Origin of the sequence: Shewanella sp. M-Br (assembly GCF_036245925.1) — a bacterium.
GTDB classification, from domain to species: Bacteria; Pseudomonadota; Gammaproteobacteria; order Enterobacterales; family Shewanellaceae; genus Shewanella; species Shewanella oncorhynchi.
The window spans coordinates 75,043-86,424 of record NZ_BJBV01000023.1; the positions used below are offsets into that span (position 1 = coordinate 75,043).

Annotated in this window: 10 protein-coding genes; 8 read left to right on the plus strand and 2 right to left on the minus strand. The window is 45.7% G+C overall.

Annotation, left to right across the window (positions count from 1 at the left end; all coding sequences use genetic code 11):
* The first annotated feature begins 233 nt into the window (after positions 1-233).
* The 3 genes from AAA952_RS17910 (at position 234) to gndA (ending at position 4,755) form a co-directional block, all read left to right on the plus strand.
* A complete protein-coding gene (locus AAA952_RS17910) occupies positions 234-2,192 on the plus strand; it encodes a propionyl-CoA synthetase (protein WP_338258739.1) in 1,959 nt (652 codons plus the stop codon).
* Between the two features lie 295 nt (positions 2,193-2,487).
* Entirely contained in the window at positions 2,488-2,802 is a 315-nt protein-coding gene (gene sugE, locus AAA952_RS17915; protein WP_028761104.1) for a quaternary ammonium compound efflux SMR transporter SugE, read from the plus strand.
* Positions 2,803-3,228: 426 nt separating this feature from the next.
* A complete protein-coding gene (gene gndA / locus AAA952_RS17920) occupies positions 3,229-4,755 on the plus strand; it encodes an NADP-dependent phosphogluconate dehydrogenase (protein WP_338258740.1) in 1,527 nt (508 codons plus the stop codon).
* A gap of 140 nt (positions 4,756-4,895) precedes the next feature.
* Here the strand turns inward: gndA and AAA952_RS17925 are convergent, their stop codons facing one another.
* Positions 4,896-5,795 (minus strand): LysR family transcriptional regulator, encoded by a 900-nt coding sequence (locus AAA952_RS17925; RefSeq protein ID WP_338258741.1) that lies wholly within the window; start codon positions 5,793-5,795, stop codon positions 4,896-4,898.
* Between the two features lie 163 nt (positions 5,796-5,958).
* Here AAA952_RS17925 and AAA952_RS17930 point away from each other — a divergent pair, with 163 nt between their 5' ends.
* Both AAA952_RS17930 and AAA952_RS17935 read left to right on the plus strand, forming a co-directional pair.
* Positions 5,959-6,441 carry a DoxX family protein gene (locus AAA952_RS17930; protein ID WP_028761101.1) on the plus strand — a complete coding sequence of 161 codons (483 nt, stop codon included), beginning with the start codon at positions 5,959-5,961 and terminating at the stop codon, positions 6,439-6,441.
* Between the two features lie 97 nt (positions 6,442-6,538).
* The gene (locus AAA952_RS17935) at positions 6,539-7,354 is read left to right on the plus strand and encodes a DODA-type extradiol aromatic ring-opening family dioxygenase (protein WP_338258742.1); all 816 of its coding nucleotides are present in this window, start codon (positions 6,539-6,541) and stop codon (positions 7,352-7,354) included.
* Positions 7,355-7,500: 146 nt separating this feature from the next.
* On the opposite strand, the gene AAA952_RS17940 is transcribed toward AAA952_RS17935, so the two are convergent.
* Positions 7,501-8,376: a 1,4-dihydroxy-2-naphthoate polyprenyltransferase gene (locus AAA952_RS17940; RefSeq protein ID WP_028761099.1), complete on the minus strand. Its 876-nt coding sequence runs from the start codon at positions 8,374-8,376 to the stop codon at positions 7,501-7,503.
* Between the two features lie 342 nt (positions 8,377-8,718).
* Between AAA952_RS17940 and AAA952_RS17945 the strand changes: the two genes are divergently transcribed.
* From AAA952_RS17945 to AAA952_RS17955, 3 genes are all read left to right on the plus strand, one after another.
* Positions 8,719-9,657: an SDR family NAD(P)-dependent oxidoreductase gene (locus AAA952_RS17945; protein ID WP_173243966.1), complete on the plus strand. Its 939-nt coding sequence runs from the start codon at positions 8,719-8,721 to the stop codon at positions 9,655-9,657.
* 236 nt (positions 9,658-9,893) lie between these two features.
* Positions 9,894-10,760, plus strand: coding sequence for an acyl-CoA thioesterase II (gene tesB, locus AAA952_RS17950; RefSeq protein ID WP_028761097.1), 867 nt, complete (start codon positions 9,894-9,896; stop codon positions 10,758-10,760).
* Position 10,761: 1 nt separating this feature from the next.
* Entirely contained in the window at positions 10,762-11,163 is a 402-nt protein-coding gene (locus tag AAA952_RS17955; protein ID WP_028761096.1) for a YbaY family lipoprotein, read from the plus strand.
* Positions 11,164-11,382: the final 219 nt, after the last annotated feature.

An 11,382-nucleotide genomic window follows, 5' to 3' on the forward strand; every position in this document is an offset into this window, starting at 1 on the left:
GATTTTGGCTTTTATTCTGTTGGCAAAAAAGTGTCAATCCCAATTGCCATAAGCCTGTGCAGCGAGATTAAAACGTGTGCTTTAAATTAGTGTTCTCACATAAAACCACAAATATCTTCTGGTTATAGGCTAACGTCTAATAGTGGGCTTTAGACCTCCTTGCTAATAATAGAAGCAGGAAGGGGTAGTTATTGCGGCTGACGATGTGAGTCGCAGTCCTGATTGGAGGACATATGTTGACCGAACAGCAAAATGCATCTGTAGCGCAAGCCACAAATCAAAAACAGAACCAACAAAAACATCAAGCGTTGCACCAAGCATCCTTGCTTAATAAAGCCGAATTCTGGGGAGAAGCGGCGAAGACGCTCGATTGGATTCAACCAGCGCAAACGGTGCTCGATGAATCGCAGGCGCCGTTTTATCATTGGTTCGCCGATGGTGAGATGAACACTTGTTATAACGCCGTTGATCGCCATGTGCTGGCTGGACGTGGTGATCAAGTGGCTATCCAATATGTGAGCCCAGTGACAGACACTGAATACGGCATTAGCTACGGGGAGCTACAGGCTCAAGTGAGCCGACTTGCGGGCTTTATGCAATCTATTGGGATAGAGAAGGGCGACCGTGTGGTGATTTATATGCCTATGGTGCCGGAAACCGTCTTCGCTATGCTGGCCTGTGCCCGCATCGGTGCGATTCATTCTGTGGTTTTTGGTGGCTTTGCCGCCAATGAACTCGCGACTCGGATCAATGATGCTAAGCCTAAATTGGTCTTGTCTGCATCTTGCGGCATTGAGCCTTCGGGCGTGATCCCTTACAAGCCTCTGTTAGATAAAGCATTAGCGCAGTCAGTGCATCAGGTTGATCACTGCCTAATTTTGAATCGTAGCCAGTATCAGGCCGATTTACTTGAGGGTCGTGACTTAGATTGGCAAGCCGCATTAGCAACTGCACCTAAGGCCGATTGTGTCGTCCTCAAGGCTACCGATCCCTTGTATGTGCTTTATACCTCAGGCACCACGGGTCAGCCTAAAGGTGTGGTACGCGATAATGGTGGTCATGCCGTGGCTCTGGCTTGGTCGATGCAGCATATTTACGATATTCAAGCGGGTGATGTGTTTTGGGCTGCGTCCGATGTGGGTTGGGTTGTGGGTCATTCTTACATTGTGTATGGGCCACTGCTGGTGGGCGCCACCACCTTAATGTATGAAGGCAAACCTGTGGGAACGCCCGATCCCGGCGCTTTTTGGCGCTCGATTGCCAAATATAAAGTCAAAAGTTTTTTCACCGCGCCGACGGCTATTCGCGCAATCAAGCGTGAAGATCCTGACGGTGAATATCTACAAGGTGTTGATTTAAATTGTCTTAAAAATGTGTTTTTGGCGGGGGAGCGTTGCGATCCCGATACCTTAGTCTGGGCGCACACTAAACTCGCTAAACCTGTTATTGATCACTGGTGGCAAACCGAAACGGGCTGGCCTGTAGCGGCAAACTTGATGGGTACAGCACCGGTTACCATTAAACCAGGTTCGCCAGCTTTACCTGTGCCGGGTTATGCGGTTGAAGTGCTGGACGAATTAGGTGAGCAAGTTGCGGCCAATACTTCGGGTAATGTAGTGATTAAATTGCCTCTACCGCCGGGAACCTTAACGACACTGTGGCAAAATGATCAACGCTATCAAGATAGTTACTTGTCTATGTATCCGGGTTACTACTTAACTGGCGATGCGGGTTATACCGATGAAGACGGCTATCTCTACATTATGAGTCGTATCGATGACATCATAAACGTGGCGGGGCACAGGCTATCGACGGGACGCTTCGAAGAAGTGTTATGTCAACACCCTGATGTGGCCGAAGCCGCGGTAATTGGGGTAGATGATGCGCTTAAGGGCCAAGTTCCCCTCGGATTAGTGGTACTCAAGAAAGGCGTGACGATCAGTGATGAAGAACTGCATAAACAGTTAATAACACTGGTACGCCAAGAAATTGGTCCCGTCGCCTCCTTTAGGTTAGTGAGTGCGATTCAAAAATTACCTAAAACGCGCTCTGGTAAAATTTTACGCGGTACTATGCGAAAAATTGCCGATAATCAGCAATATACCGCGCCAGCGACTATAGAAGATCCACAGACCTTAGAGTTAGTGCGTACCGCGCTCACTCGCATGGGTTATGCCGATGCCTTAGTGTAAGAAATAGAGCGTAAAGGCTTTTATAGAAAGAGTGTAAAGGTCTTATAGAGAGTTGAAATATCAAGGCGATAGTAAACTGACCAAACTTGCTATCGCCTTTTTGCTCATGGCATTTCTTATTTCGGCAAAATCAAAGATTGAAATTTCCACCTCAAATTTGCTAGTCTTGCAGGCTCATCACGTACAGCTATCACGCACAATCATCACCTACAGTTTTACTGTAATCAAATGGCTTAGGGACGACCCTAAATACGCCTAATCTAACATGGGGACGACCCCTTTATGGGAGTTCACTATGAGTTGGTTTTTATTAGTTCTTGCGGGTTTATTTGAAATTGGTTGGGCTATAGGGCTTAAATATACCGACGGTTTTACGCGTTTGTGGCCAAGTATCTTTACAGTGGCGTCGATGGCAGTGAGTGTGTTGCTACTCGGACTCGCGGTTAAGCAACTGCCTATCGGTACTGCTTACGGTGTGTGGGTCGGTATTGGCGCCATGGGTACCGCAATTGCGGGAATTATCCTGTTAGGAGAAGGCGTTAGCTTACTGAAAATCGCCAGTTTGATACTGATATTACTGGGTGTTTTAGGGCTTAAACTTGCCCATTAATTGACGGTTCTATTAGGGTGTGTTGACGTTTCGAGATTAAATTTTGTTCGCTCTGGCAAGCTCGTGATCACGAAACGAGGAGTGACGTGTAGTTATTCTACTCAAATGACGAGTGACAAAGAGCAAGAGCTTGCCAGACGAACCCTTCGGGCAGCGTTTGGCTGGCGTTTTTGCTGCGTTATCAACCGTTTATGTAGAATAACTACACTGCACGGGCTTTGCCTTGCATAAAAGCCAGCCAACTCGCTGCAAAAACAACCCTGAAACGTCAACACGCCCTAGATAAAATGAGACCTAAACGATTGGTACTTTCGGCACAATCGAAATTGCTAATCGTATGTCTCTGGTAATTAAGTTACAAAGATCGGTATAATTACGCCTCAAAATTGGTTAGCTCTAACCTCTGTGACCCGTGGGAATAATATAATGCAAAACCACAGCAATCTTAATGATATCGGCGTAATTGGCCTTGGTGTTATGGGTAAAAACCTTGCGCTAAACATCGCAGATAACCAATATCACGTCAGCGCGTTTGACCTCGATCCTGTTAAAGTTAATGGTGTAATACAGCAAGAAAAACAGGAACGTGCTGGACTTGAGTCTCGCATTCTTGGCTGTGCTAATCTTACCGAAATGTTAGCCAGTCTCACAAAACCCCGTATTTTTGTGCTTTCTGTTCCCGCGGGTGCACCCGTCGATGGTGTCTGTAGTGCTTTGATTTCTGCCGGAATTGAGTCCGATGATATTGTGATCGATACTGGTAACAGCCTATGGACTGACACTGTTGAGCGTGAAGCGCGCTACAAAGGGCAGTTTGTATTTTTCAGCTCTGCAGTTTCGGGCGGCGAAGTCGGTGCGCGTTTTGGACCCTCACTTATGCCTAGCGGTGATATCGATGCATGGCACCATGTTGCGCCGATTTGGAAAGCGATTGCCGCTAAGGTTGATGCCAAAACTGGGCTACCTATCGAACGTTTCGAGCCGGGTAATCCCGTGACAGAAGGCGAGCCATGCACGACTTATATTGGTCCTGCGGGTTCTGGCCATTATGTGAAGATGGTGCATAACGGTATTGAATACGCTGACATGCAGTTGATTTGCGAAGCCTATCAAATGCTGCATGACGGTTTAGGCATGAGCGCTGCAGAAGTGGGCGATGTGTTTGAACGCTGGAACAAAGGTAGTTTAAACAGCTATTTGATGGGGATCAGTGCCGAAGTCTTAAAACAAGCCGATCCATTAACGGGTAAACCGCTGGTGGAAATGATCTTAGATAAAGCGGGCCAAAAAGGCACGGGTTTGTGGACGGCCGTGAGCAGTTTACAAATTGGCTGTCCGGCGCCGACGATTGCTGAAGCTGTGTATGCGCGCGCCGTAAGTACCCAAAAATCCTTACGTCTACAACTCAGCCAGAAATTGGCTGGGCCAAATGCACCTGTTATCGATGACGCACAAAAAGCACTGTTGATTGAAGCCCTTGAAAGCGCGTTATATTGCGCGAAAGTGTGCTGTTACGCCCAAGGCTTCCAGTTGATGGCGATGACGGCTCATGAACAAAAATGGCAGTTAGACTTTGCTGAAATTGCAAAAATTTGGCGTGCGGGTTGTATTATTCGCGCGACTTTCTTGCAATCAATCACTCAAGCCTATGAAGACAAATCTGATCTTAGCAATCTGTTGATGGCCGACAGTTTTGCGTCAGCCTTATCTGAACAGCAAGGCCTGTGGCGCACTGCGGTAGCGACAGCGGTAATGCAAGGCATTCCTGCACCGTGTATTAGTTCGGCACTGGCGTATTATGACAGTTACCGCTGCGAAACATTACCAGCGAACTTGCTCCAAGGTCAGCGTGACTTTTTCGGTTCCCATACATTTGAGCGTATCGATACCCCAGCTGGCGAGAAATATCACTTAGATTGGAGCGCCAAAGAGCGCACCTTAGCTAAGGTTTAGTCTAAGGTTCTGCCCGCTAACAAAATGAAAACGCCCTTATCAAGGGGCGTTTTTTTTATGGTCGATGATTTTATAACGGCTTATGACTTTTTGACTTCAATTCATTTTAAGTCACTAAGCTAAATCTTAAGCTTGAAGTCCTAAGCATTCAGTTCAGATGAAAAGGCGATCAGCTTTTGCCAGAGTGCTTGGGCGACGGGGCCTAAAGGTGAGTGGGGTTTTCGCATCACATAGTAATCGAGTTGAATATTGTTTTGCCTTTCACGCAGATCCAGTGCAATCAATGCACCTTGTTTGAGTGAATCTTCAATCATATAGTGCGGCAGCTTGCCCCAGCCCATACCACTTTGAATAAGCATTTTCTTGGTATAAAAATCATTAACATACCAACGTCGTTGCCCCGCCTGTACCCCAAACTCAATATTCGCAGTGCCTGAGCCCGTATCTTGGATCACGATTTGGTATTCATTAACGAGCTCTCGTGCGTAGGTCAGTGTTGGATGACGCTCAAGCATGCGCGGTGCGGCGACATCGAGCAGACTACCGGAAAATAAATAGGCTAATTCTAAATGACTCGAGCGTATGGGCTCAATTCCGCCTGCGGAGATGATGATTTCGGCTTTATCTTGATTTAGCGCTTCGAGTGCTCCAGTTAAAAACTCTTGTTTCAGAATAATTTGAGTATATGGGAACTCATTTTGAGTCAGCTCTAAAATCGGCAAAATTCGAGCGAGATTAAAGGAGGCTTCAAAAGCTAAGGTGATGCTCGCTTCATTGCCTTTGGCTAAATGCTTCGCTACTTGCTTCATTTCCTGCGCTTCATTCAGTACCCGCAGGGTATGTTGTAGCAGTTTTCGACCTTGCTCAGTGATGGCGAGTCGATAACCTTCGCGATTAAACAGGATAAGATCGAGTTGGGATTCTAACTGTTTGATGCTTTGACTAATGGCAGGTTGGGTTTTGTGCAGTTTGTCACTGGCGGCTTTGAGTGAGCCCGCCTCAGCTACGGTTTTAAACATCAGCAGTTGGTCTAAGGTCACAAGGATTGCTCGCAAGTTATAAATTATTAGTTTATGAGATATTAGATTTTATTCCATATTTATTTATCTTTTATCGGCTCATAATCGATTCCATTCTCACTCGTCGTCTGCGAATTTATGCCCAAGACTGACGGCAAATATCACGTTTAATGGGGTGTGTGCGATGCGATTTTCAAACTTATGTGATACTAAGGGTTCAAGTATCAATGGCTTAGTTGCAGAGGTTGATACACAGAAGTTATTCCTTTGTGCCAATACACTCAATCGCGCCGCTGTAACCGTCACATTGGCGATGAGCATAGTGTTTTTCATCTCGGGATTTGCCAAGTTATTTGGCGTGTCTATGTTCCATGTTCCGTTCACATTAATGAATCTTCCCACTGGTTTTGGTTATTTTATTGGTTTGATGGAAGTGATTGGCGCCCTTGGGTTGTGTCTACGTGACTACCGAGTGCTATCGGCGAGCGGTTTACTGGCGATTATGTTGGGGGCGATTTATTTCCACTTTAACTATGAAGCGCCGATTAATGCACTGCCGGCATTGAGTTTATCGGCTGGCCTCTTTCTGGTTATCAAACTGGATGAAATTATTGAGCGTTTAGTGCAATTTCAGCGGCAGTTGGTGCTGAATCGCTCCGCATTTTAAGCGTGCATTGAAGTGTTATGTAGAACAGTGAGTTAAGCGAGAAATGCTGAGTTTAAAGCCAGTAGTACAGATATAAGTTAATCAACACGAGAGGATTATGATGCAAGTTAACGCGAGTCGTATGCCTGTGCTATTTGTGCCCCATGGTGGTGGCCCTATGCCTTTGCTCAATGATGTTAATCATAGGGAGTTGCGTGCATTTTTAACTTCAGTAACAGCGCCAATGCCAACTCCGAAGGCGATTGTGTTGATCACTGCCCATTGGGAAGAATCTGTGGTGACTTTGTCGAGTAGCCCAAAGCCAAGTATTTTGTATGATTACTATGGATTTCCACCTGAGGCTTATCAGCTGACATATCCTGCACCCGGTGAGCCAGAATTAGCCGCACAGATTGCGAATATGCTAGCGGATAAGGGCATCGCAGCCCGCTTAGATAGCGAACGCGCATTTGATCACGGTACCTTTGTACCACTTAAGTTGATGTATCCTGAGGCGAATATTCCCGTGGTGCAGATGTCGTTAGTCCACAGCCTCGATCCTAAAACCCATATAGCGATTGGGGAGGCTTTAGCGCCGCTGCGCGACCAAGGGGTGTTGCTCGTGGGGTCTGGCATGTCGTTTCACAATATGCGGGCATTTTTCTCAAGCGATCTCACAGTGCAAAGCCGCAGTGCAGAATTTGATCATTGGTTGACGCAAACTTTAACGGCAAGTGTTAGTTTTGCCGAGGTAAAAACAGCGTTAATTCATTGGCAATCAGCCCCTGAAGCGCGTTTTAGTCATCCGCGGGAAGAACATTTATTACCGCTACATGTGTGTTTTGGTGCAGGCCATAATGGTTCATCCCATGCCAAACGCAACTTTAATGGTATTTTGTTAAACACGCTGATCTCTGGTTATATCTGGCAATAAATGGAGGGTAGGATTTCCCTCGTCGATAATAAGCCAAATTGAAGTTGTGCTGCGGCCAATAAAAAAGGTTCGTATCTATCGAAGATATGAACCTTTTTATATTCAGCATTGAGCTGTGGTGTAGTATTAGCTTAGCGGATTTACTCTTATGCGGTAAACACTAAACCCACGCTAAACAAGGTACTGAAAATCATGGTTAACTTAGCTGTGCGGCCGAGTAACGGATTTAAGGCTTCACCAGAAACTGCATAAAAATCGCTACTGAGTTTGCGGGCAATAAGCAGAGATAATCCCGCAAGTAGTACTGGTAAACCGGGTAGAATACCGAATAAAAAGCCAGCGATGACTAAGCCAAATGGCAAATAGATTAAGGCTTGATAAAGCACTTTTGCCTGAGCTTCGCCGATACGTACCGCTAGAGTATGCTTGCCCGCTTGGGTGTCGGTACGGATGTCGCGAGTGTTATTCACCAACATAATCGCAGCGTTAAATAAGCCAATCGCACAGCCTAATAACCAAGCATTAATAGTCGTATCGCCCGCCTGCAAATAATAACTGCCCACCACTGCAACTAAGCCAAAAAAGACAAATGCCGCTACTTCACCGAGCCCATGGGAGGCGAGGGGATAGGGGCCACCACTGTAGCCAAGAGCACCTAAAATAGCGGCTGCGGCGAGAATGGCGATGGGCCAGCCTCCGTGCCAAATCAGATATGATCCCACGGCAAGCGCCATTAAGAGACAAAATATCATGGCATTGCGAACGCTTGTTGGTGAAATTAAACCACTTTGAGTCACGCGAACGGGCCCTAAGCGCTCGTCTGTATCTATGCCGTTTTTAAAATCAAAATAGTCGTTAGCGAGGTTGACGGCGATTTGTAATAAGACAGCACACAACATTGAAGTGGCAGCGATTAACCAGCTGTAACTCTCAAGATGCAGGGCGAGAATGTTGCCTATCAGTAGGGGACCTATGGCCGCGGGTAGCGTACGGGGTCTTATTGCTAAAATCCAAGGATTCATGGCGTCCAGTCATTATTGGTAAATGGGAATGGTACCGAGCAAGGGCTCAATTAGCGCATAGCATAACAAGATTTAACACGAAAGTGAGCACTATCTAATAAACGCATTTAACAGAGTTTGAATTGGCGCACATATGTTCACTGATGCAGGATGAGATTTGTCGTTAAGTTCAAAGAAAATCAAAAAAGTCTGTGTTTCCATAGTTAATGTTAATGGAGGCTTTGTGCTGTCCATGACATAGGCGTAACGCTAAATACTCTGTTTAGTCGATAGCATAGGTGGTTGTTACCCTATGCTCGTTATTTTTTGCCGCTACAACAATGCCGATAAGGACATATTTGGATGCGTTTTGACAATAAGGTGGCATTAGTCACTGGGGCTGCGGCTGGGTTAGGTCGAGCGTATGCCATCATGTTGGCTGAACGGGGGGCAAAAGTGATACTCGTCGACCAGCCGTTATCGTCTTATGAGTCAATTTCCACCGACGGCGCTCAGACGAGCCAAGCTAACTTAGAATTAATGCAGACCTATTGCAGCATTATTAAACTCGGTGGAGATTGCATTTATTTTGTGCTTGATGTGAGTCAGCGAAATGAAGTGAATAGCATGATTGAAGAGGTTATCCTACGCTGGCATCGCATTGATATCTTGATTAATAACGCGGGCGTTTATGGTGCTTGTCCCTTTGAGCACATTAAACTTGAGCAGTGGCAACGGCAATTGGATGTCGATCTCAATGGCAGCTTTTATCTCACTCAAGCTGTTTGGCCTTATATGCAACAACAGCATTTTGGCCGGATAATGATGACAACGGGAGCCTCGGCCTTGTTCGGTGACTTGCACCAAGTTGGTTTTAGTGCGAGCAAGATGGCGCTGGTCGGCATGGTGAATAGCTTATCATTAGAAGGTGAAATTCATAATATTCGAGTCAATAGTTTATGCCCTCAGGCCGTAACCGCGATGACGGCCAAACATTTAGCGAGTGCGATTCAGCCGCTATTTTCCTTTGAATCATTAACTGCTACTACGGCTTTCTTGGTGAGTGAACAGGCGCCAAATGGTCAACATCTACTCGCCGGAGCGGGCAGTGTTAGCCACGGCATGTTTGTCGAGTTTCAGCCTATGTATTTTAATGAAGGTCTTTTTACGCCAGATAACCTCGCGCAGCAGTGGCCACAGTTACACCAATCCTTCCCCGTGACTTTGCACTCCTGTGGAGAGGATAAGGTTTTGTCTTGGTCTAAGTTAAGTGCGCTAGAACATCACATTAAAATCGATTGATTCATCATGCTTGTATTTGAACTAAGCCTGCATCTATAGCGATTTAAATGCAGTAAGTGGCTCAATAAAGCCGTAAATGCTAAGCACAATAAATAACACAGATACTCCAACGTGCCTCGTTTAATTCCTCATCGTTGAGTGATGATTTGATTGTGAATCATCGATAGAAGACTGGTCAGCTTAAGGCTAACTGAGTTACCCTTTAAGATTAATTGCTAATTACGCCGTAGGATCCCATGAGTCAGGTATTAGACGATCTTTTATCATTACTTTCCCTTGAGCAAATTGAAATTGGCCTCTTTCGTGGTCAAAGCCAAGATCTGGGTTTTGGGCATGTGTTTGGTGGTCAAGTGATGGGCCAAGCACTGAGCGCCGCAAAACAGACAGTAGCTGCTGAGCGTAAGATCCATTCATTACACTCCTACTTTTTACGTGCAGGTGACGAGAAGTTGCCGATTGTTTATGAAGTAGAAAATATGCGTGATGGCGGTAGTTTTAGCGCTCGTCGGGTTAGTGCTATTCAAAAAGGTCGGCCGATTTTTCATATGACCTGCTCCTTCCAAGAACCTGAGGAAGGTTTTAGTCATCAAGCCGCTATGCCGCAAGTACCCGGACCTGAAGGTTTGTTGAATCAGCAGGAATTGGCGCTGACGATGCGGGATAAAGTACCGCCGAGCATACTTGAAAAGTTTATGGCCGATGCGCCAATTGAGATGCGATTGGTCAATCCACTGCACCCTTTTGCGCCTAAAGAAACCGAGCCGTACCGTTATGTTTGGATGAGGGCTAATGGTCCTATGCCAAATGATGCCCATATCCATGAATATTTACTCGCCTATGCCTCAGACTTTAACTTTTTAGTCACGGCAGCTCAGCCCCACGGTGTATCCTTCTTAAGTCCTGGGGTCCGAATGGCGACGATCGACCACGCGATGTGGTTCCATCGCCCGATTAATATGGGAGAGTGGTTGCTTTACAGTATCGATAGCCCTAATGCTAGCGGTGGCAGAGGTTACGTCAGAGGGCAGTTTTTCAATCAACAAGGCGAGTTAGTGGCTTCTTCTACCCAAGAAGGCCTGATACGCATGGTAAAAGGACGTTAGTATGTATCTGAAAATAAAATCGTTTATATTGTTCTCTCTCATGGCTGTCTTGCTCAATGGCTGCGTGACTGTAACACCTGATCAACCGATTATCATCAATGGCGCAGCTGGCTATCTAGAGAAGATCCCATTACCTCAAGGCTGCCAAATAATTATTGCCATTATTGATTTGAATACTCCAGGTGTCATCGTCGCACAAAAAACCTTCAATATCGCCAGAGCACCTGTGCCATTTAAATTTACATTGCCCGCTAAATCGATCGATAAAAGTATCCAATATGGCGTAGTGGCGATGATCAAGTTTCAAGACCAAGTGATCTTCCAAACCTATGACAGGTTCCCTGTTATCAATAATGATAAGTTCACGACAGAAGTGTTAATGAAGGCGGTGATGGCGAATTAACCACTGGCCATAACTGCAATAATATTGTTTTTATATTGATGAAGATTTAGCCCTTTCAATTCGATATTGAAAGGGCTTTTTTGTGGTCAATAATCCGCTTGCTATGCTGTAAATGTGAGATTAAGTATTAATTTGCTCCATACAGGATTAAGAATATTAATGCATAAGTTAGTTAATTTTTATAAGGGGTATCATTTTGTAAAATATTATACAAATACA